This is a genomic window from Bacteroidota bacterium (assembly GCA_013696965.1).
Taxonomy (GTDB): Bacteria; Bacteroidota; Bacteroidia; order JACCXN01; family JACCXN01; genus JACCXN01.
In genome coordinates this window covers 38558-60057 of the sequence record JACCXN010000009.1, presented here as the reverse complement: position 1 = coordinate 60057, position 21500 = coordinate 38558, and the positions used below count along the sequence as shown (strand labels likewise).

The following is a 21500-nucleotide window of genomic DNA, read 5'->3' as shown; positions in this document are numbered from 1 at the left end:
TAGTAAAATATTTAACAAATTTAATAATGAATATTCCTGCAGATTTAAAATACACCAAAGATCACGAATGGGTAAAAATACAAGGTGATACAGCAACTATTGGCATCACAGATTTTGCCCAAAAAGAACTTGGTGACATTGTTTACGTAGAGGTTAACAGTGGAGATTCCTTTAAAAAAGAAGAGATTTTTGGTTCAGTGGAAGCTGTAAAAACAGTTTCTGATCTTTTTATGCCCCTGAGCGGTGAAATTACCCAGGTAAATGAAGCACTTGAGTCAAATCCAGACCTGGTTAATAACGATCCTTATGGCGAAGGCTGGATGGTTAAAATTAAACTTTCTGATAATTCGGAAGTGGAAGATCTTTTATCTGCTTCACAATATAAGGAAGTTATAGGGGCTTGATTTTTGTAAATTTATTTGAGTTAATGTTTTTCATTTTGTTATGAAGAGTAGTTTTATTGTATTTATTCGATGGAATCTTTTCCCTATTTTCTGGTCCCTGTTCATTCTTGTTTTATGCGGATTGCCTGGCTCTGATTTTCCCGATGCAATTAAATGGAAACTCTTGTCTTTTGACAAATTTGTACATGCTTTTTTATTCTTGGTTTTAGTGCTTCTTTCCATAAAAGGACTTAAAATTCAGCCTGCATTTAAAACTCTCCGGTACAACTCGATTAAACTAGCTTTAGGATATGCCTTTTTCTTGAGTATAATTACAGAAGTTTTGCAAGATCAGTTATTTATCGAGCGCAATGCTGATGTTTATGATGTAATAGCCAATTTAAGCGGAAGCATTTTAGGGCTAATTACTTTTTATGTTATTTATGGTAAAGAGAATACCTTTAGGTTTAGTTCGAACGAATAACTAATTTATTAAGTTTCTTGGATTTCACCTTTAACGATGTTATAATAAACCCTGTAATTGCTGTTATAAATAGCCAAATAAGAAGCAAAATAATACATGTTCAAGCATTTTATTTACGCTAAACTTTTTTAAAATTCATTTAAGTGTAAATTCAAACGATTTTTAAGGCAGAAAATAAAATCACGAATTCAGAGTTAATGTGTTGAATAATGCAGCTTTACTGTTTATAATACAAACAACATTTATTTGTGGAATAAAATAGTGTAATATTCTATAAAAACCGTAATTTTAGCAACCGTAATTTTTATATTTGCATATTAAAGACTTAAAATTAATTCAAAATGGAATTAAAGAAAAATCCTAATGCTGATCTTGAAAAAAAGAGATCCCTGTTTCTTCAAATAGGTCTTGTTGTTTCCCTTGGTTTAGTATTAATAGGTTTAGAATGGAAAAGCTACGAAGGTAGCCTGGCGGATCTTGGCCAATTAGTTATTGACCAGACAGAGGAAGAAATGATTCCTATAACTCAGCCAGAATTGTTACCACCCCCACCTCCTCCTCCTGCAGTTATAGAATTACAAGTAGTGGAAGATGATGTTGTAATTAAAAACGAAGTTGAAATAAAGGAATCCGAAGCCGATCAATCAACATTTGTTGATATTGTGCAAAAAGATGAGGTAATTGTTGAAAATGAAATTTTTACGATAGTTGAAAATATGCCCTCTTTTCCAGGTGGTGAAGAAGCATTGTTTAAATTTCTGGGTAATGAAATGAAATATCCTCAAATGGCTAAGGATGCAGGTATTCAAGGAACAGTTTATGTTACTTTTGTTATTGGATCTGACGGTAAAGTAAAGGATGTTAAAATATTAAGGGGAGTGAAAGGATTGGATGATGAAGCAGTACGCGTAGTTCAAAAAATGCCTGCATGGTCTCCTGGTAAACAAAGAGGAAAGGCAGTATCAGTTCAATACAATTTGCCAATAAGATTTGTTTTAAAATAAGCCTTTAGATTTAATAGAAATTTTAAGCGTCTGTTCAATTTTGAACAGACGCTTTTTTTTGTTTAACTTAACCTTATTCCTGGGCTTTATATATTTATTTAATGAGCCTCTTTAAAGAGAAATGATTGGAATTTCCGCAAAAGACGCATCGTTTTTGGCAAAGGCCTAATTGTGTTTTTACTTTGAATTGCTTAAAAGTTTCACTTTAGATATAAAAACACCTTTTTTAGAAACTGTTTCTTTTAGTTTTTCGTAATACAAGTTAAAGAAATTTATTCAACCTTGATTTTTTTAGGGTTCTCGAAATTTTAAAATTAGTACAATTACTATTTTTTTAACCTTTCTATAAAACACTAAATATATGATTTGATCTTTACACACTAAAATAGTAAAAATTTAAAGATTCATTTTTTGTTTCTTCTTGAATTTGTTATTGAATGTGCAAGGATAATTTTGGAGCGGCTTTAATTTGTAACCCCCTAAATAAATCATATATGGAATTAAAGAAAAATTCTCAGGTAGATCTCGAAAAAAAGAAGCCCATGTTTCTTAAAATAGGTCTTGTAATTTCAATTTCATTAGTATTAATGGCCTTAGAATGGAAAAGTTATGAAGGAAATTCCTCTGGCCTTGGTGAATTACTTATTAACCATGCAGAGGAGGAAATGATACCAATAACAATTCCTGAAATCCCATTGCCTCCTGCTCCTCCAGTAATAATTGAATTGGTATTGGTTGATAATGAAATTGCAATTGAAAAGCAAGTGGAAATAAATAGCACAGAATCCGATCAAACAACATATGTTGAAATTATTCCAGAGGTGGAAAGTATTGACGAGGTGGAATTTTTTCGAATTGTTGAAGAAATGCCCTCTTTTCCTGGTTGTGAAAGTATTGTAGATTTTGACCAGAGAAAAATGTGTACGGATGAAAAGATTCAGCAGTTTCTGTTCAAAAACACAAAATATCCTCAAATGTCTTTTGATGCAGGTATTACAGGCACTGTATATGTTAGTTTTACTATAGGTCCTGATGGAAAAACAAAAAACATTTCCATTGCAAGGGGTGTAAAGGGACTTGACGATGAAGCAATAAGGGTAATTGAATCTTTCCCGGTTTTTAGCCCTGGCAAACAAAGGGGAAAGCCTGTAACTGTTGCATATACTCTGCCTTTTAAATTTAGCAGAAGATAATTTTCCAAGCCTGCTCATCTTTGAGCAGGCTTAATATAAAACCTGGAAAACAAAGAAATGTAGTTGTTCCCGTTTATCAGACCCTGCCAATTGTTTTTGTTTATAAATGAGATTAAATTCTTTGAAAATAATTTAATTGAACAAGCAAATTTTTAAAATTTCTTTTACTCTTTTTTGTATTTCATTGATTTCTATAAATGGATTTATTTCTAAATTTCCTATCTTTCCAGCTGATTAACCAATGACAATGAAAACAGATAAGCGCAGGATAGTTGAAATGCTTGATTTCACCAAGTCTCAGAGTATAGATCAAGTAGGTGTAGAAGAAAGGGTTGCTCGGTTTAATACACGAAGCCTTAAAAAATCAGCAAAGGTTGCAGGTTTAAAAATGGCAATGAATATGATTGACCTTACTACTTTGGAGGGAAAGGATACAGAGGGGAAAGTAAGGCAAATGTGCTATAAAGCAGCCCATATGCATGATGTCATGACTGGAATTCCATGTGTTGCTGCTGTATGTGTTTATCCAACTTTTGTAAAAACAGCAAAAGATGCTTTAAAAGGCACTGCCATAAAGGTTGCATCCGTTGCCACTGCTTTTCCATCAGGACAATCTACTCTGGAAATTAAATTAGCGGATACAAGGTATGCTGTAGAAAATGGAGCAGATGAAGTGGATATGGTAATATCAAGAGGGGCGTTTTTAATGGGAAATTACAATTTTGTATTTGATGAAATTATTGCCATTAAAGAAGCATGTGCACATGCAAGACTTAAGGTTATACTTGAAACCGGTGAGTTAAGTTCCCTTGATGCTGTAAGAAAAGCGAGTGAAATTGCCATGTATGCAGGAGCGGATTTTATAAAAACTTCAACAGGAAAAATTTCTCCGGCAGCTACAATGCCTGTTACTTTAGTAATGCTTGAGGCCATTCGCGATTTTTATTATTCAACAGGTAAAATGGTTGGAATGAAACCAGCAGGTGGAATTTCTACTGCTAAAGCCGCTTTGCAAAATCTGGTAATGGTTAAGGAAACTCTTGGCAATGCCTGGCTGTCAAATGAATGGTTCCGATTTGGCGCCAGTAGTTTAGCGAATGATATATTGATGCAATTAGCAAAGGAAGAAACGGGAGCTTATCAAAGCGGGGATTATTTTTCTAAAGACTGATATTTTATCAGATTTATTATAATTAGTTTAATTAGGATCATTTTTTCAAAAAAAATCAAATTAAGCATACAATTTAAATGTTTAAAAAAATAAAACAATTGAAATGAGTAAAAAACCGGTATTAGACTTTACTTCAACCTGGGCATACGAGCCAGCCCCGGAAAGTACAGATCATATAAATATAAAAAAACAATATCAACTGTTCATTAATGGAAAGTTTGTAAATCCGGTTAAAGGAAAATATTTCACAACTATAAACCCGGCAACTGAGGAAAAACTAGCCGATGTAGCAGAGGCTACTGATGAGGATGTGGACAAAGCAGTAAAAGCGGCACGTGTTGCATACGAGAAAGTTTGGAGTAAAATGCCTTCCAAGGAAAGAGGTAAATATATATATAGAATTGCGCGATTAATACAAGAGAGAGCCAGGGAATTGGCAGTAGTTGAAACTCTTGATTCAGGAAAGACAATTCGCGAATCCAGGGATATTGATATTCCATTGGCGGCAAATCATTTCTTTTATTATGCAGGATGGGCAGATAAATTAGAGTATGCTTTTCCAGGTAAAAATCCTAAATCAATAGGGGTTGCAGGACAAATTATTCCATGGAATTTCCCGCTTTTAATGGCTGCCTGGAAAATTGCACCTGCCCTTGCAACAGGAAATACACTTGTTTTAAAACCCGCTGAAACCACTCCATTAACAGCACTTATACTGGCAGAGATTATTCAGGAGTCAGGCCTGCCGGATGGAGTAGTTAATATTATTACAGGAGCTGGAAAAACAGGGGCCGCACTTGTTAATCATCCCGGAATTAATAAAATTGCCTTTACAGGATCTACCAATGTGGGTAAAAGCATACAAAAAGCCATTGCAGGAACCGGCAAAAGATCAACCATGGAACTTGGTGGAAAAGCTGCAAATATAATTTTTGAAGACGCTCCTATTGATCAGGCCGTTGAAGGGATTATCAATGGAATATTCTTTAACCAGGGGCATGTATGTTGTGCCGGATCCAGATTGTTTGTGCAGGAAAATGTGGCTGAAAAAGTTATTTTAAAACTAAAAGACAGGATGAATACCCTGATTGTAGGTGATCCTCTAGATAAAAACACGGACATTGGAGCTATTAATTCTAAAGAACAACTCAACACCATTAATAAATATTTAAAAATTGGTAAGGATGAAGGAGCTGAGTTTTATCAACCCTCCTGTTCTGTTCCCAAAAAAGGATTTTGGTGTAAACCAACCCTTTTTTTAAATGCCAGCCAGTCACACAGAATTGTTCAGGAGGAAATTTTTGGCCCTGTGTTGGCCGTTCAAACTTTCCGAACCATTGAAGAAGTTATTGAAAAAGCAAACAATACTCCTTATGGACTTTCAGCAGGAGTTTGGACAGATAAAGGATCAAAAGTTTTTAACCTTACAAGCAAATTAAGGGCCGGGGTTGTTTGGGCAAATACGTATAACAAATTCGATCCTGTGTCCCCTTTTGGAGGATACAAAGAAAGTGGATTTGGCAGAGAGGGCGGTTTACATGGTTTAGCAGCTTATTTAGAGGTTTAATCCTATTTGTGGTGATGAATTTGGGCAATTAATTTAACCTCTTTTTTAAATATTGCTTAGGTATACACCAAATTCAAGAAGTTTTTTTGTTGGTTTTATTAGGCAGAAATAACCTATTTATTATATCTTTGAAATTCTCTATTTACTCAAATTCAGTGATGAAGCGATTGGAAATCTTAAAAACATATAAAATATATATTGGAGGAAAATTCCCAAGAACTGAATCAGGAAGGTTTTATCCTTTAGAAAACAAGCAGGGGAAGCATTTAGCGAACATTTGTCTTTCTTCAAGAAAGGATTTTAGAAATGCAGTAGTTGAAGCGCGCAAAGCCTTTGGTGATTGGAGTAACAGATCTGCTTTTAATCGCAGCCAGATTTTATACAGAATTGCTGAAATGCTGGAAGGAAGGAAAGCGCAATTCATTTCTGAAATCGTTTTTCAGGGAGGAACTAACAAAGCTGCAGAAGTTGAGGTTGATCTTGCCATTGACAGGCTTGTTTATTATGCTGGATGGTGCGATAAGTTTACACAGATTTACAGTTCTGTAAATCCTGTTGCTTCCTCTCATTTTAATTTTTCAGTTCCTGAACCAACTGGCGTGGTTGCAATTATTGCATCTGAAAAAACTTCTTTGCTGGGATTGGTTTCAGTAGTAGCACCTGCGATTGCCGGTGGCAATACTTGCATAGTGCTTGCTTCTGAAAATAAACCTTTATGTGCTGTTTCTTTTGCTGAGGTTTTAGTCACTTCTGATGTGCCTGGAGGGGTAATAAATATTTTGACAGGCAAGAGTAAGGAATTGCATACTCATTTTGCATCGCATATGGATGTAAATGCGGTTGTATATGCAAGAGACAATAAGGAAGAAATAAAAGTAATTCAGCAAACAGCCGTTAACAATATGAAAAGAGTTTTTGTTTATGACACTATTGATTGGAATAAGCAAGAATCTCAAGGCCCGGAACTGATTTTAGATACCCTTGAAATAAAAACAACCTGGCATCCGGTTGAAAACATAGGATCGTCAAAAGCAGGATATTAACAAATAATAAAAGTAAGAAAAATGTCAAAGAAAAAAGTTGCGTTAATTACAGGAGTCACTGGGCAGGATGGAGCTTATTTAAGTGAACTGCTTCTCTCCAAGGGATATATAGTTCACGGAATTAAAAGAAGAAGCTCCCTTTTTAATACGGATAGAATAGATCATTTATATAAAGATCCACATGAAGAAAAAGTAAATTTTACTTTGCATTATGGGGATCTTACTGATTCAACAAATATTATAAGAATTGTACAAGATGTACAACCGGATGAAATTTACAATCTTGCCGCCCAGTCTCATGTTAAGGTTTCTTTTGAAACTCCTGAGTATACTGCTAATTCAGATGCATTAGGCACACTTCGTTTACTTGAGGCAATGAGAATATTGAAGTTAGAGGAAAAAACCAGGTTTTATCAAGCCTCCACCTCTGAATTGTATGGGAAAGTGCAAGAAGTGCCTCAAAAGGAAACTACTCCATTTTATCCCCGTAGTCCATACGGAGTGGCCAAATTGTATGCTTTTTGGATAGTAAAGAACTACAGGGAGGCTTATAACATGTATGCCTGCAATGGAATTTTGTTCAATCATGAGAGCCCGGTAAGAGGAGAGACCTTTGTTACAAGGAAGATAACAAGAGCAGCAGCCCGTATAAGTTTGGGGTTGCAAGAAAAGGTATTTATGGGTAATATTGATTCGGAAAGAGATTGGGGTCATGCAAGAGATTATGTAAAAGGAATGTGGTTGATGCTACAACAGGAAACAGCAGACGATTATGTTCTTGCAACTGGACGAAAAGTTTCTGTGAGAAGGTTTATTGAAATGGCTTTTGAACATATGAATATTAAAATTGAATGGAAGGGAAAAGGAGTTGATGAAAAGGGAATTAACGCTGCAACTGGAAAAGTTATAGTTGAAATTGATCCCAAATATTTCCGTCCAACAGAAGTAGATTTATTGGTTGGAGATTACTCTAAAGCAAAAGCAAATATGGGTTGGGAACCTGAAATTACGGTTGAACAACTTGTAAAGGAAATGGTGCTTTCAGATTTGGAGCTTTTCAAAAGAGATAAATATTTATTGGAAGGTGGGCATAAGGTTTTAAATTCTTATGAATAAGAATCAGTTAAAGAAAAGTTAAATTGGAAAAACAAGCAAAGATATATGTAGCAGGCCATCGTGGCATGGTTGGTTCCGCATTAGTTAGAAAATTAGATGCATCAGGGTTTAATAACATTATTACCCGTACATCTATGGAGTTGGATTTAAGAAACCAGCAAGATGTTTTTGATTTTTTTAACCATGAAAAACCTGATTATGTTTTTTTGGCAGCTGCCAAAGTAGGCGGAATATTGGCAAATAATATTTACAGGGGGGAATTTCTTTATGAAAACCTTCAAATACAAAACAATGTAATTCATGCCTCTTATTTAAATAAAGTAAAAAAGTTATTGTTTTTAGGTTCTTCATGTATATATCCCAAACTTGCTCCTCAGCCTTTAAAAGAAGAATATCTGTTAACCGGCCCTCTTGAACCAACCAATGAACCTTATGCCATTGCTAAAATAGCAGGTATAAAAATGTGTGAAACTTATAGAAGTCAATATGGATGTAATTTTATAAGTGCCATGCCTACGAATTTGTATGGGCCTAACGACAATTACGACCTTAAGAATTCACATGTTTTGCCTGCCTTGATTAGAAAATTTCATACAGCTAAAATCGAGAACAGGGAAGTAGTTGAAATATGGGGGACAGGCGCACCTATGAGAGAGTTTCTTCATGTGGATGACCTTGCAGATGCTTGTTTTTTTCTGATGTTAAACTACAATGATTCGGAATTTGTGAATATTGGCACTGGTAAGGATTTAACAATTAAAGAGCTCGCCATGCTAGTAAAGCAGATAACCGGATTTGAAGGTGAAATTAAATTTGATACCAGTAAACCTGATGGCACGCCTAAAAAATTACTTGACGTTGCCAAGATCCATAAAATGGGCTGGAAGCACCTCATAGGGCTAGAAGAAGGTGTAAAATCTGTATATAAAGAAGTTGAAACTTCAAAAGTTTTTGAGTAACTTTGTAGTTGAGCTAATGCAATGATTTCTACCTTTTTGAATTTTTTCAAGTATATTCTGATTTTTCTTTTGATTTTTCCTCTTGTTGGAAATGCGCAGCAGGAAAATCTTCCCTTAAACAGGTCTTATCTTTTAAATATTGAAAAGCATCTTGCTCATCCTGGAAATTCCTCTCATACAGCTGTAAAGCCTTATCTTGGCTCATTAATTAATAGCGATTCCATTGCAAATAGTGAAAATGAAATTCAAAAACACAGGCAATTTCAATCAAAATTTGCCAGGAAAATAAAATACGAAAGTTTAATTCATGTTGATACTGGAGATTTCAAACTTCATATTGATCCGCTTTTTAATTTTTCATTTCATCAGGATAATGCAGATGTTTCTTTAAGGGCTGATACTTCCAGTTTTTATACAAATTCCAGAGGATTTAGGGCCAGCGGAGATATTACTACTAAGTTTTCTTTTGAAACTACTTTCCTTGAAAACCAATCTTTTTTTGTAAGTTACCTTGATGATTATGTGCAGCAATGGGGTGTTGTGCCTGGTCAGGGGAGGGTAAAGGAGTTTAAAAAATCCGGTTATGATTATGCCTGGGCTTCAGGAAACGTATCCTATTCTCCCATTAAAAACATAAACCTTCAACTTGGCCATGGAAACCATTTCATAGGAGAAGGTTATCGTTCCTTAATACTTTCCGATAATGCTTTTGTTTATCCTTACCTTAAAATCAATACCGCATTTTTTAAAAACCGTTTAAATTACACCAATATATATAGTTCTCTTCAAACATTGATTCGAATGAAAACTCAGGTTGTGTCGCAAAGGGAGGAATTATTTATAAGAAAACAAGGCACTTTCCACTACCTGAGTTTCAATGCCACTAAAAGATTGCAGATTGGGGTTTTTGAAGGAATTATATGGAAAGCCTCGGAAAACAATTACCCTCAAAAGGTAAGCCCGCTTTTTTACAATCCAGTAATTTTTGTTAATACTGTGGCATTACTAAATGATACTTTAAATAATGTTTTTACAGGAATAAATATTAAATATAAGCTCCTGAATAAAACCACACTTTACGGACAGTTTTTAATAAATGGACTGAAAACAAATGATTATGGATGGCAGGCTGGTTTTAAAACTTTTGATTTGTTTTCGATTAAAAACCTACACCTTCAGTCAGAATTCAATTCTGTAGAGCCTTATACCTATTCTTTTCAAAATCCGATTCAAAATTACGGGCACTATAATCAATCTCTAGCTCATCCACTTGGTGCAGGGTTTAAAGAATTTGTAGGTTTTATTGATTATGGAATAAAGGATTTGTTCCTGGGTGTAAAATTTAATTATGCCACAATGAATTATGATACTTCCGGTTATAATAATGGTGGCAATATTTTTTTAGCTCAGGGAGAATTATCCGGAACCCAATTGCCTGATAAGTCTTTGGAAGCATCCTTGTTTTGGAAAGAGATTTCAGTTGGGTATATTATTAACCGGAAAACGAATATGAAAATAATGGTTGGTTTTTCTGAAAGAATCAGTGCAAATGTAAACAGAAGACAGGAAAGCCGAATTTTGTTTTTTGCATTGCGAACGGATTTATTCAACAGGTATTATGACTTTTAATATAATTAAGTTTAAAAACAGCGTTACCTAATAGAAAATTCAAGAATTATATGCAATTTTGTTGACCCTTTAGCTTAAATGAACTTGGAACTGCTTGTACTCACATTTTTAACTTCTTTTTTTATCGTGTTGCTTTCTACACCTGCACTTATAAAAGTTGCAATTATGAAGGGCTTAACCGATAACCCGGATGATGATAGAAAGCTCCATACCAGGAGAATTCCTTCTATTGGTGGGATTATTATTTTCGCGGCTGCTTTATTTACATATTCACTTTGGTACCCAGGACAATCACCTGAAAATCTTAAATATGTAATAGCAGGAGGACTGTTATTGTTTTTTGTGGGCGTTAAAGATGATATAATAGGTACTGCACCGGTTAAAAAACTTTTAGCTCACGTTTTGGTTGGCTTAATGCTAATAATGATGGCAGATGTGAGAATTACCAGCTTGTATGGTCTTTTTGGAATAAGGGATATTCCGCATTGGGCAAGCGTTTTCCTTTCTTTGTATGCATATATTGTAATTGTAAATGCATTTAACCTTATTGATGGAGTGGATGGATTGGCCTCGGGAGTTGGCGTAATTGCCTCGTTTGCTTTTGGGTTCTGGTTTTTTACTGCTGGTAATAATGAAATGGCTGTTTTGGCCATTTCTCTTGGTGGAGCACTCTTGGCATTTATGTTTTATAATTTCTCTCCCGCCAAAATTTTTATGGGAGATTCCGGATCACTTACTCTGGGCTTTATTTTTTCTTTACTGGCAATAAAAATGATTGAATTTAATGTAGCATATCTGCCAGCCGAGTTAGCAAATGTTTCAAAACCCATCCTGGCATTATCCATTCTTGTTTATCCTTTAGTAGATACACTAAGAATTTTTATTTACCGGACCGTTAGAGGCGTTTCTCCTTTTTCTGCAGATAAAAATCACATTCATCACAGGCTGTTAGATATTGGTCTCAATCAAAGACAAACTGTAATTGTGATATACCTTTATAGTATTTCTACTATTGCATTAGCCTTTATGGCTCAAAAAATGGGAGCTACAATGGCTTTTGTTGTTGTTGCAGGTTTTGCAATTTTGGTTGCACAAATACCTTTTGTCTTTAAAAAAGTTAAAAATAAAGCAGTCCTGGCTACTTGAAAAATTTTGTAAGAATATTTCTTATCGCATTTGCCCTGATGCAAATTTTTCAGATGCACGCTCAAAACGCATCGCTAAATAAAAATATATTAAGCCGATACGATGCATTTCTAAATAGTAAGGATGTTGGTTTCCATACTGCAAGCAAACCTTACCAGATTTCTAAATTAAGTGAATTGCTTGCAATTGATTCCATAAACCATTCCCTGGAAAAGCAAAGCGAATCAAAGTTTGCAAATCGCTTTTTTAATGAAAATCTATTAGCATACAAAAGAGGAATATTATCAATAAAGGTTAATCCTGTAATTAATTTGATAAGCGGTTTTGAAACTGCAAACACAGTAATTCCTTTTGAATCTGCTTATGGAGCTTCATTTGATGTGTCATTGGGAAACAAATTGCATTTCAATACTGTTTTTTCTCAGGGAAATTCTATTTTTCCTTCTTATTTGGATTCCATAGTTGACAATGAAAAGGTTGTTCCAGGAGGTGCTTATGCTAATGAAAGAGGCAATTCCTGGAATTATAAAAACAATAGCGGTTATTTGTCCTACTCCCCAATTAAGTATGTTGACCTGCAGGCCGGCTTTGGTAGAAATTTTATTGGCGATGGCTATCGTTCCTTGTTGCTTTCTGATAATGCATACAGTTATCCCTATTTTAAAATCACAACTACAATTTGGAAACTTCAGTACGTAAACCTTTTTACTAATTTAAGTGACATTAGTGGTTCTTTAGGCAATTCCAGCTCCTTTTACAACAAATACGGAACATTTCATTTCTTAAGTTTAAATATTGGAAAGCGTTTAAATATTGGTGTTTTCGAGGCTGTTATTTTTGAAAACAGGGATACACTAGGGCAGAAATTCACTTATGATATTAATTATCTGAACCCGGTTATTTTTTACCGTCCTGTTGAATATTCAGTAGGATCAGGAGATAATGTTTTAATGGGACTTAATTTTAAATACAAATTATTTAATAAGCATTTAATTTATGGGCAAGCCTTTATTGATGAGTTTTTGCTCAAAGAAATTCGTTCAGATGTTATCCAGGCAATACTTCCAGATTCTACAAGGAAGTGGGGCTGGTGGGCAAATAAATATGGATTCCAGCTGGGTTACAAATGGTTTGATTTTTTAACCATTAAAAATCTTCAACTACAAGCAGAGTATAATTTTACCCGGCCTTACACGTATTCCCATGGAAGCGTTTACCAAAATTACGGGCACTTCAATCAACCTTTAGCCCATCCATTAGGGGCCAATTTCAAGGAGTCCCTGGCTATTTTAAGGTATTTCCGTAACAGGTTGTCCTTAGAGGCAAAACTTGTATACACTGATTTTGGTTCTGATTTGAATAATGTTTATTATGGCAGAGACATTTACCGTTCCTACCGTGAAAGACCATATGAGCATGGACATTATACCGGACAGGGAATAAAGACCTACTTGCTGGTAAAAGATTTTAAAGTTTCTTACTTAATAAACACTAAAAGTAATATACAGGCAGAAATTGGCTATACCGGCAGAGAGATGTGGCAGGGGCTTATTGACAACAGGCAAAAAACACATTTTATTTATGCCGGAATTCGTACAACTCTTTTTAACGCTTACTATGATAGGTAGGATGGAAAAAGTTATGGAACTGCCCCTTGTGCAAAATAATTTATAATTTCTAGTTGCAAATTCTTGGCGGTTTAGCATTTTTTTGGTAAAATTGCAACCCTAAAGAATCTTATACAATACGCAATTTTGCTGGCTGAAGAAATATACACCCAAGAAAAATTCAATATCACGGCAAAGATATCTGATTACTTTCAGTTTATTAAATTCCGACTTACATCACTTGTAGTTTTTTCTGCTGTTATTTGCTTTATTTATGGCTCCTCAAATCTTGACTGGACAAAGCTGATATGGCTAGTAATAGGAGGTTTTCTTGTTACTGGTTCCTCTAATGGTTTTAACCAAATTATGGAAAAGGAAACTGATAAGTTAATGACAAGAACCAAAAACAGACCACTGCCACAGGAACGAATGAGCATACCAGAGGCTTTGGTGCTTGCATCTTTAATGGGTGTTATTGGTATTTTTATACTGTGGTTTTTCATGAATCCCTTAAGTGGAATACTTGGCTTACTAGCATTGTTATTGTATACTACACTTTATACCCCATTAAAAAAAGTAACCCCATTTGCCGTTTTTGTAGGAGCTTTTCCAGGTGCAATTCCACCTTTATTGGGGTATGTAGCAGCAACCAATGCAATAGATGTGCAGGGACTAATACTTTTTGCAATTCAGTTTATTTGGCAATTTCCCCACTTTTGGGCCATTGCCTGGGTAATTGATGAGGATTACCGCAAAGCAGGCTTCAAAATGTTGCCATCTGAAGCAGGAAGAGATAAAAGTAGCGGATTTCAAATTTTTATTTATTCACTCGGACTTATACCGATTAGTTTACTACCATTAATGTTCAAAATGTCAGGAAATATTTCGGCAGTTATTATATTTATTTGCGCTTCAGTTTTTGCATTTATGGCTTATAAAGTTTACAGTAACTGTTCAACAAAAGATGCTTCGCGTTTAATGTTCGCTTCTTTTATTTTCCTTCCAATTGTGCAGTTATTAATATTAATGGATAAATTATAATTAATGGAAATGGCATTAAGAAGTCCTCAGGAAGAGTTAGAGCTCAGGAAAAAGGCAAAGAAAACCCTTCTATGGGTAGGGTTGGTAAGTATAATAATGATGTTTGCCGGTCTTACCAGTGCGTATATAGTACGTATGGCCGAAGGAAACTGGCAGGATTTTGCATTGCCTCAAATGTTTTATTTTAGTACAGCCGTGCTTTTGTTAAGCAGCATAACCATGAACATGGCCATGAGTGCAGCTAAAAGAGATGATATGGCAAGGGTAAAATCATTTATATGGTTAACCTTTGTTCTAGGAGTTGCTTTTGTTGGCTTTCAATTTTCAGGGTGGAAAGATTTGATTTCTCAGGATATTTATTTTTCTGGGGGAAATGCCTCTGGTTCTTATTTGTATGTTCTTTCCGGGCTTCATCTTGCTCATGTACTGGGCGGATTAGCTGCTTTGCTCATTACAGGAGTAAGGGCATTATATAATATTTATCATTCAAAAAATCTGCTAGGTTTGCAGTTGTGTTCTATTTATTGGCATTTTTTAGATTTTTTGTGGATATATTTGTTCCTCTTTTTGCTTTTAATTCGTTAAACTTGCACAAAATATTTTATAACAGATTACATTTTTAACTAAAACCTAGAATAAGTATGGCTGGTGCAGCTCAAACCGCTGAAGGAAACCCTTGGGGTGGAGGACAATCTCCCTTTAAGATAAGTTACGGAAAAATGATGATGTGGTTTTTCCTCATTTCTGATGCTTTTACATTTTCCGCATTATTAACTGCTTATGGCTTTATGCGCCATAGGTTTGAAGATGTATGGCCCGTAGCAGGAGATGTTTTTACACATTTCCCGTTTTATGCCGGACATATAGAACTTGCATATGTAGGTCTTATGACTTTTATATTAATTATGAGTTCTGTTACTATGGTTCTTGCTGTAGAAGCCGGTCACAGGATGGATAAGAAAAATGTAATTAAATGGATGATATTAACTATTATCGGAGGGTTTATCTTCGTTGGCTCCCAGGCTTGGGAGTGGTATCATTTCATTCATGGAACTGAGCAAGGTGCATTAATGCTTGCTGATGGTACTGTTGTACAATTTATCCAGGATGGTCTTAAATTCCCTGGTGTTAATGGTGCTGTTGTTACCGGAGCAGAAGCTGCTGCAATGATTGAGGCAGGCACTGTAGTTCATGGAGCAAATATGGTAGTTAATGAATATGGTGTGCCACTTTTTGCTAATTTTTTCTTTTTTATAACTGGTTTTCACGGATTCCACGTTTTTAGCGGAGTTATAATTAACATTTTAATTCTTACAAAGGTAATTGATGGAGAATTCGAACGTAAGGGTCATTATGAAATGGTTGAAAAAACTGGTCTTTACTGGCATTTTGTGGATTTAGTATGGGTATTTGTATTTACCTTTTTCTACCTTCTATAATAAAAACATAAACACACGTTAACAAATAAAATAGTCAAATGAAGAGAGATGACATAATTGAATACTCATTGGATGCACATCATTCAGAAGAGGAAGGTGTTAAAAAAAGAAAAAAAATATGGCAGATATTCTGGATACTGCTAATTGTAACTATTGTTGAGGTTACACTTGGTTTAATGTTCTCCAGAGATCCAGGAATGAAAACATTTCTATTTGTTACCTTTATTACACTTACTCTTGTAAAAGCAGGTTATATAGTAATGTCATACATGCATCTTGGTGATGAGGTTAAATCGCTACGGATTACTATCCTGGGACCATTTTTATTCTTTATCTTTTATCTGATATTTATTTCACTTATCGAGGCGACTTATATTTTTCAAATCGACAAATTGTTTGGATGGTAATTTGAAATGTCAGAAAATAAAAGGAACAGGTATTTAAAAACCATTTTTTTAGTAGTTCTGCTGCTTTTACCTGCATCAGTTTACTTTATTCTTACTTTGGGAAAGCACAATATGCTTTCCCTTCCTTTTTATGGTGAAAAGGATGTTGAAATAAGCGTGGTTGATGGAAAGCAAGTAGTTGATACAATATATCATACTGTTAAGGATTTCGCTTTTGTTAATCAGCATGGTGATATAGTTACGCAAAAGAATTTCGAAGATAAAATTTATGTAGCCGATTTCTTTTTCACCACTTGCCCAGGTATTTGTCCTAAAATGACCGCAGGAATGCTAAGGGTTCAGGAAAAGCTAAAAGATTTTCCACAGGTAATGTTTCTTTCGCATACAGTTGACCCAGAAAAAGACACTGTTGAAGCTCTGGCAGCTTATGCTCAACAAGCACATGCAGGGGAAAACTGGCATTTTGTAACCGGCAATAAAGATGAGATATACAAGCAAGGAGTTTATAGCTATTTAGTTAGTGCAGAAGAGGATGTACTAGCTCCTGGTGGGTTTCTGCATTCGGAACTTTTTGTTTTGATTGATAAGAAAAAAAGAATAAGAGGATTCTATGATGGCACAAGTCTTACAGAAATAAACAAATTGATTGATGCCATAAAAGTGCTTATTGCTGAGGAAATGGTTCCAAAAAAATCTAAGAAAAAAGAAAAATGAATATTGTCATAAAAGAAAAATCATTGTTGCCTTTGATAATTGCAGTTTCAATTGTTATTCCCCTTGCCGTAGCAATTTTGTTTTTTGCTCCTAAAGCTGATTTAGGTGGAAGAATTACAATTCTTCCAGCAATCAATGCAGTTATAAATGCATTAACAGCCCTTGTTTTGATTCTTGCATTTGTGGCTATAAAAAACAAAAACATAGACCGTCATAAAAAACTCATGTATGCAGCTTTTTTTCTCTCGGTATTATTTTTACTTCTGTATATTGCTTATCATGCAACGGCTGAGCCAGCTATTTTTGGCGGAGTTGGAATGATAAGAAATGTATACTACTTTTTCCTGCTTACTCATATTGTACTTGCCGCCTTAATAGTGCCATTGGTATTGCTAACTTATTCAAGGGCTCTAATGGAAAAGTTTGACAAGCACAAAAAAATTGCCCGTTGGACATTGCCCCTTTGGCTTTATGTTTCAATTACAGGTGTAATTGTTTATTTAATGATAGCCCCTTATTATTAATCGCTTTTATTAATTTTGATTTATGCAAAAGCTATTGAAATTTTTTCTTCCCCTTATCCTGCTTTTGATCCTGGTTCTTGAGCAGGATTCAGTTTTTGGGCAGTGCGCCATGTGTAAAGCAGTAGCAACCTCAAATATTGAAAATGAATCCAATAATGTGGGAAAAGGTTTGAATACCGGCATACTTTATTTAATGGCTGTTCCGTATTTGCTGTTAATGGGAATGTTTTACCTGTTTTTTAAGGATAAAATAAATGAGAAGTTTATGAAGTTTAAGGCTTCAGGATTTAAACTTTTTTAATTTAAGATGTTTCTTCCCCAAGCATTATAATTTCAGGTTCAAATACCGCCCTTAAATTATTCCATGGCAATTTTATTTGCACCTTTAAAACTGTATAAAAGTGAATATAAATAAAGAATTAGAAAAAAGGATACTTGTAATTGATGGTGCAATGGGTACCATGATTCAGGATTACAGGTTAACAGAACAAGATTACCGTGGAGAAAGATTTAAAAATTTTCATAAAGATATTAAAGGTAATAATGATCTTTTATCACTCACCCAACCCGAAATTATAGAGGCCATCCACAAAGCATATCTTAATGCCGGGGCAGATATTATTGAAACCAATACTTTTAATGCCAATGTTATTTCCCTTGCAGATTATGATATGCAAGAACTTGCTTATGAACTTAATTTTAATTCTGCAGTTATAGCAAAAAAGGCAGCAGTAGAATTTACACTGTTAAATCCAGATAAACCACGTTTTGTAGCTGGGGCTATTGGCCCCACTAATCGCACAGCCTCTATGTCTCCTGATGTAAATGATCCGGGATATCGTGCAGTTACATTTGATGAATTGGTTGATGCATATACTGTTCAAGCCAAAGGACTAATAGAGGGAGGGGTAGATTTAGTTTTGATAGAAACTGTTTTTGACACCCTGAATTGCAAAGCAGCCCTTTATGCCCTTGATAGCTATTTCGAATTTTGTGGAAAGAGACTTCCTGTAATGGTTTCTGGAACTATAACAGATGCCAGTGGAAGAACATTGTCCGGACAAACAGTTGAGGCTTTTATTAATTCAGTATCTCATTTAGGTTTGCTTAGTATAGGATTGAATTGTGCACTTGGAGCAGCTGATATGCGCCCTTATATTGAAGAGCTTTCACAAAAATCACCATTTTATATCAGTGCATATCCAAATGCCGGATTGCCAAATCAATTTGGTGAGTATGACCAATCTCCTTCTGATATGTGCGGGCATATTCATGATTTTATTTCAAGTGGATTTGTAAACATTGTGGGAGGCTGCTGCGGAACAACTCCTGATCACATCAGGCATATTGCTGAAGCTGCTGCTAAAGGTAAGCCCCGGATTGTACCTGCTATTGAATCTTTGTTAAGGTTAAGTGGATTAGAGCCCGTAACAATGCGAAAGGAAAGCAATTTCATGAACGTAGGTGAGAGAACTAATATTACTGGTTCAAGGAAATTCGCTAAATTAATTACTTCAGGGGATTATGAGGGTGCCCTTGCCATTGCCAGAGACCAGGTTGAAGGTGGCGCACAGGTTATTGATGTGAACATGGATGAAGGTATGATTGATTCTGAAGCTGCGATGGTAAAATTTCTTAACCTTATTGCTGCAGAACCTGATATTTCCAAACTTCCAATTATGATTGATTCTTCAAAATGGAATGTGATTGAAGCAGGTTTGAAATGTGTACAGGGTAAAGGAATTGTTAATTCCATAAGTTTGAAAGAGGGAGAGAAAGTGTTTATTGATCAGGCCCTTAAAGTAAAAAGATACGGAGCAGCAGTAATCGTAATGGCCTTCGATGAAAAAGGCCAGGCTGATACCTACGAGCGAAGAATAGAAATATGCAGCAGAGCTTATTCTATTTTGGTAGATAAACTTAACTTTCCTGCCCAGGATATAATTTTTGATCCAAACATCTTTCCTGTTGCAACAGGAATGGATGAACATAAATTAAATGCACTTGATTTTTTTAACGCTACAAAATGGATAAAGAAGAATCTTCCATTAGCAAAAGTAAGTGGGGGAGTAAGTAATGTTTCTTTTTCGTTTCGTGGCAATGATTTAATGAGAGAGGCCATTCATTCTGCTTTTCTTTATCATGCAATTAAAGCGGGAATGGATATGGGAATAGTAAATCCTGGAATGTTGCAGGTTTATGACCAGGTTCCAAAAGAATTACTTGAACTAGTAGAAGATGTTTTATTGAACCGAAAAGAGGATGCAACAGAAACGCTGGTTACCTATGCAGAAACGCTAAAAGGAGAAGGAAAAAAGATAGAAAAGGATTTGTCCTGGAGAAAACTTGATTTGCAAGAAAGGTTCACACATTCTTTGGTAAAGGGCGTGGTAGATTATATTGAAGAAGATTTAGATGAAGCAAGGAAGAAATTTGACAGGTCCTTGCATATTATTGAAGGGCCTTTGATGGAGGGAATGAATGTGGTTGGGGATTTGTTTGGATCAGGAAAAATGTTTTTACCACAGGTTGTAAAAAGCGCCAGGGTAATGAAAAAAGCAGTGGCTTATTTACTCCCCTTTCTTGAGGCAGAAAAATCAGCAAGCGATGTTTCAAAAAATGCAGGGAAAGTGCTTTTAGCTACTGTGAAAGGGGATGTGCATGATATAGGAAAAAACATAGTAGGGGTGGTGCTTGCTTGCAATAATTTCGAAATAATTGATTTGGGGGTAATGGTTCCTGCCGAAAAAATTCTGGAGGCTGCAAGGGCAGAAAATGTTGATATTATTGGTTTGAGTGGTTTAATTACTCCATCTCTTGATGAAATGGTACATGTTGCCAAAGAAATGCAAAGACAAGGATTCAAGGTGCCTTTGTTAATTGGCGGGGCAACTACTTCAAAGGTTCATACAGCTGTTAAAATAGCTCCCTGTTACTCTTTGCCTGTTGTTCATGTAAACGATGCATCAAGGAGTGTTACTGTTGCCAGCACTTTATTATCTGATCACTTGAGGGCTGATTTTTTGGAAAAGACAAATGTTGAATATGAACGATTAAGGGAAGCAAACAAGAATGCGCATTCAGCTGTTAAATTCATTTCTTTGGATCAGGCACGCAGAAATAAACTTAAAATTAATTGGGAACAAACACAAATACAAAAACCTGCTTTTATAGGGAATAAATTTTTCGAAGCTTTTCCCTTAGATCAAATTGCTGAATTTATTGACTGGACTCCATTTTTTCATACCTGGGAGATGAAGGGAAGTTATCCTAAAATTTTAAGCGATCCTGAAAAAGGAATGGAAGCAACAAAATTGTATAATGATGCAAAGCTGATGCTTTCAAGGATTATTAATGAGAAATGGATACAAGCCAATGCCGTAGTAGGTTTTTATCCTGCTAATTCCACAAATGATGATATTATTATTTATGATGATGAGCCATCTGGGAAAGTTAAAACAGTGTTACATACCCTTAGGCAGCAGACTTTGAAACCTCAGGGCCATAGTAATCTTGCTTTGTCTGATTTTATTGCTCCAAAAGATTCCGGTGTAACTGATTATATTGGAGGATTTGCTGTAACTACTGGTATTGGCATGGAAAAATGGGTGCAGCAATTTGAACAAGATCATGATGATTACAATTCAATACTGTTAAAAGCTCTTGCCGATCGTCTTGCAGAGGCCTTTGCAGAATTAATGCATCTTAAAGTAAGGAAAGAGTTTTGGGGTTATGCAAAGGATGAAGAGCTGGATAAGGAAAGCATTATTAAAGAAAATTACCGGGGAATTAGGCCAGCACAAGGTTATCCTGCCTGTCCTGACCATACAGAAAAAGTATTGCAATTCAAACTTTTTGAAGTAGAGAAAACAACAGGGATTAATCTTACAGAAAGCATGGCAATGTATCCTGTTTCTTCGGTTTCTGGTTTGTATTTTTCTCATCCTGAATCCCAATATTTCGGCCTTGGAAAAATTACAAAAGAACAGGTTGAAAATTATTCTAAAAGAAAAAACATGCCTGTAACTGAAATTGAAAAATGGCTAAGTAGCAATCTTAGTTATTGATACATT

20 protein-coding genes are annotated in these 21500 nt (G+C 35.2%); all 20 read left to right on the top strand.

Annotated features, from left to right (window positions below):
- Positions 1–26 precede the first annotated feature (26 nt).
- The 20 genes from gcvH (at position 27) to metH (ending at position 21494) form a co-directional block, all read left to right on the top strand.
- The gene (gene gcvH / locus H0V01_01485; GenBank protein MBA2582040.1) at positions 27–404 is read left to right on the top strand and encodes a glycine cleavage system protein GcvH; all 378 of its coding nucleotides are present in this window, start codon (positions 27–29) and stop codon (positions 402–404) included.
- A 40-nt stretch (positions 405–444) separates the two neighbouring features.
- Positions 445–867: a VanZ family protein gene (gene vanZ / locus H0V01_01480; GenBank protein MBA2582039.1), complete on the top strand. Its 423-nt coding sequence runs from the start codon at positions 445–447 to the stop codon at positions 865–867.
- 341 nt (positions 868–1208) lie between these two features.
- On the top strand, positions 1209–1871 hold the full coding sequence (locus tag H0V01_01475; GenBank protein MBA2582038.1) for an energy transducer TonB: 663 nt from the start codon (positions 1209–1211) through the stop codon (positions 1869–1871).
- A 494-nt stretch (positions 1872–2365) separates the two neighbouring features.
- A complete protein-coding gene (locus tag H0V01_01470; protein MBA2582037.1) occupies positions 2366–3064 on the top strand; it encodes an energy transducer TonB in 699 nt (232 codons plus the stop codon).
- Positions 3065–3341: 277 nt separating this feature from the next.
- Positions 3342–4235, top strand: a complete 894-nt coding sequence (gene deoC, locus H0V01_01465) for a deoxyribose-phosphate aldolase (protein MBA2582036.1) — start codon at positions 3342–3344, stop codon at positions 4233–4235.
- Between the two features lie 103 nt (positions 4236–4338).
- Positions 4339–5802 (top strand): aldehyde dehydrogenase family protein, encoded by a 1464-nt coding sequence (locus H0V01_01460; protein ID MBA2582035.1) that lies wholly within the window; start codon positions 4339–4341, stop codon positions 5800–5802.
- 158 nt (positions 5803–5960) lie between these two features.
- Complete coding sequence (locus tag H0V01_01455; protein MBA2582034.1) at positions 5961–6845, top strand: aldehyde dehydrogenase family protein; 885 nt, start codon at positions 5961–5963, stop codon at positions 6843–6845.
- A 21-nt stretch (positions 6846–6866) separates the two neighbouring features.
- Positions 6867–7961 (top strand): GDP-mannose 4,6-dehydratase, encoded by a 1095-nt coding sequence (gene gmd / locus H0V01_01450; protein ID MBA2582033.1) that lies wholly within the window; start codon positions 6867–6869, stop codon positions 7959–7961.
- A 23-nt stretch (positions 7962–7984) separates the two neighbouring features.
- Positions 7985–8920, top strand: coding sequence for a GDP-L-fucose synthase (locus H0V01_01445; GenBank protein ID MBA2582032.1), 936 nt, complete (start codon positions 7985–7987; stop codon positions 8918–8920).
- A gap of 21 nt (positions 8921–8941) precedes the next feature.
- The gene (locus tag H0V01_01440; GenBank protein ID MBA2582031.1) at positions 8942–10549 is read left to right on the top strand and encodes a hypothetical protein; all 1608 of its coding nucleotides are present in this window, start codon (positions 8942–8944) and stop codon (positions 10547–10549) included.
- 84 nt (positions 10550–10633) lie between these two features.
- Positions 10634–11695 (top strand): undecaprenyl/decaprenyl-phosphate alpha-N-acetylglucosaminyl 1-phosphate transferase, encoded by a 1062-nt coding sequence (locus tag H0V01_01435; GenBank protein ID MBA2582030.1) that lies wholly within the window; start codon positions 10634–10636, stop codon positions 11693–11695.
- Positions 11692–13323 (top strand): hypothetical protein, encoded by a 1632-nt coding sequence (locus H0V01_01430; GenBank protein MBA2582029.1) that lies wholly within the window; start codon positions 11692–11694, stop codon positions 13321–13323. The genes H0V01_01435 and H0V01_01430 overlap by 4 nt, the downstream gene beginning before the upstream one ends.
- 90 nt (positions 13324–13413) lie before the next feature.
- Positions 13414–14343 (top strand): protoheme IX farnesyltransferase, encoded by a 930-nt coding sequence (gene cyoE, locus H0V01_01425; protein ID MBA2582028.1) that lies wholly within the window; start codon positions 13414–13416, stop codon positions 14341–14343.
- 3 nt (positions 14344–14346) lie between these two features.
- Positions 14347–14928, top strand: a complete 582-nt coding sequence (locus H0V01_01420; protein MBA2582027.1) for a cytochrome c oxidase subunit 3 — start codon at positions 14347–14349, stop codon at positions 14926–14928.
- A gap of 56 nt (positions 14929–14984) precedes the next feature.
- On the top strand, positions 14985–15782 hold the full coding sequence (locus H0V01_01415) for a cytochrome c oxidase subunit 3 (GenBank protein MBA2582026.1): 798 nt from the start codon (positions 14985–14987) through the stop codon (positions 15780–15782).
- A gap of 38 nt (positions 15783–15820) precedes the next feature.
- Positions 15821–16189 (top strand): cytochrome C oxidase subunit IV family protein, encoded by a 369-nt coding sequence (locus H0V01_01410; GenBank protein ID MBA2582025.1) that lies wholly within the window; start codon positions 15821–15823, stop codon positions 16187–16189.
- Positions 16190–16195: 6 nt separating this feature from the next.
- Positions 16196–16903: an SCO family protein gene (locus H0V01_01405; protein MBA2582024.1), complete on the top strand. Its 708-nt coding sequence runs from the start codon at positions 16196–16198 to the stop codon at positions 16901–16903.
- Positions 16900–17427, top strand: a complete 528-nt coding sequence (locus tag H0V01_01400) for a DUF420 domain-containing protein (protein MBA2582023.1) — start codon at positions 16900–16902, stop codon at positions 17425–17427. Before H0V01_01405 ends, H0V01_01400 begins: the two co-directional genes overlap by 4 nt.
- A 22-nt stretch (positions 17428–17449) precedes the next feature.
- A complete protein-coding gene (locus tag H0V01_01395; protein MBA2582022.1) occupies positions 17450–17728 on the top strand; it encodes a hypothetical protein in 279 nt (92 codons plus the stop codon).
- A gap of 100 nt (positions 17729–17828) precedes the next feature.
- On the top strand, positions 17829–21494 hold the full coding sequence (metH, locus tag H0V01_01390; protein ID MBA2582021.1) for a methionine synthase: 3666 nt from the start codon (positions 17829–17831) through the stop codon (positions 21492–21494).
- The last annotated feature ends 6 nt before the right edge of the window (positions 21495–21500 follow it).

Bases quoted from the DNA above. Each gene is read 5' to 3' on its own strand.
- gcvH (MBA2582040.1), top strand. From the start codon at position 27: ATGAATATTCCTGCAGATTTAAAATACACCAAAGATCACGAATGGGTA.
- H0V01_01440 (MBA2582031.1), top strand. From the start codon at position 8,942: ATGATTTCTACCTTTTTGAATTTTTTCAAGTATATTCTGATTTTTCTT.
- H0V01_01460 (MBA2582035.1), top strand. From the start codon at position 4,339: ATGAGTAAAAAACCGGTATTAGACTTTACTTCAACCTGGGCATACGAG.
- H0V01_01420 (MBA2582027.1), top strand. From the start codon at position 14,347: ATGGAAATGGCATTAAGAAGTCCTCAGGAAGAGTTAGAGCTCAGGAAA.
- H0V01_01405 (MBA2582024.1), top strand. From the start codon at position 16,196: ATGTCAGAAAATAAAAGGAACAGGTATTTAAAAACCATTTTTTTAGTA.
- H0V01_01400 (MBA2582023.1), top strand. From the start codon at position 16,900: ATGAATATTGTCATAAAAGAAAAATCATTGTTGCCTTTGATAATTGCA.
- H0V01_01470 (MBA2582037.1), top strand. From the start codon at position 2,366: ATGGAATTAAAGAAAAATTCTCAGGTAGATCTCGAAAAAAAGAAGCCC.
- H0V01_01455 (MBA2582034.1), top strand. From the start codon at position 5,961: ATGAAGCGATTGGAAATCTTAAAAACATATAAAATATATATTGGAGGA.
- vanZ (MBA2582039.1), top strand. From the start codon at position 445: ATGAAGAGTAGTTTTATTGTATTTATTCGATGGAATCTTTTCCCTATT.
- H0V01_01395 (MBA2582022.1), top strand. From the start codon at position 17,450: ATGCAAAAGCTATTGAAATTTTTTCTTCCCCTTATCCTGCTTTTGATC.
- H0V01_01475 (MBA2582038.1), top strand. From the start codon at position 1,209: ATGGAATTAAAGAAAAATCCTAATGCTGATCTTGAAAAAAAGAGATCC.
- H0V01_01410 (MBA2582025.1), top strand. From the start codon at position 15,821: ATGAAGAGAGATGACATAATTGAATACTCATTGGATGCACATCATTCA.
- gmd (MBA2582033.1), top strand. From the start codon at position 6,867: ATGTCAAAGAAAAAAGTTGCGTTAATTACAGGAGTCACTGGGCAGGAT.
- deoC (MBA2582036.1), top strand. From the start codon at position 3,342: ATGCTTGATTTCACCAAGTCTCAGAGTATAGATCAAGTAGGTGTAGAA.
- H0V01_01415 (MBA2582026.1), top strand. From the start codon at position 14,985: ATGGCTGGTGCAGCTCAAACCGCTGAAGGAAACCCTTGGGGTGGAGGA.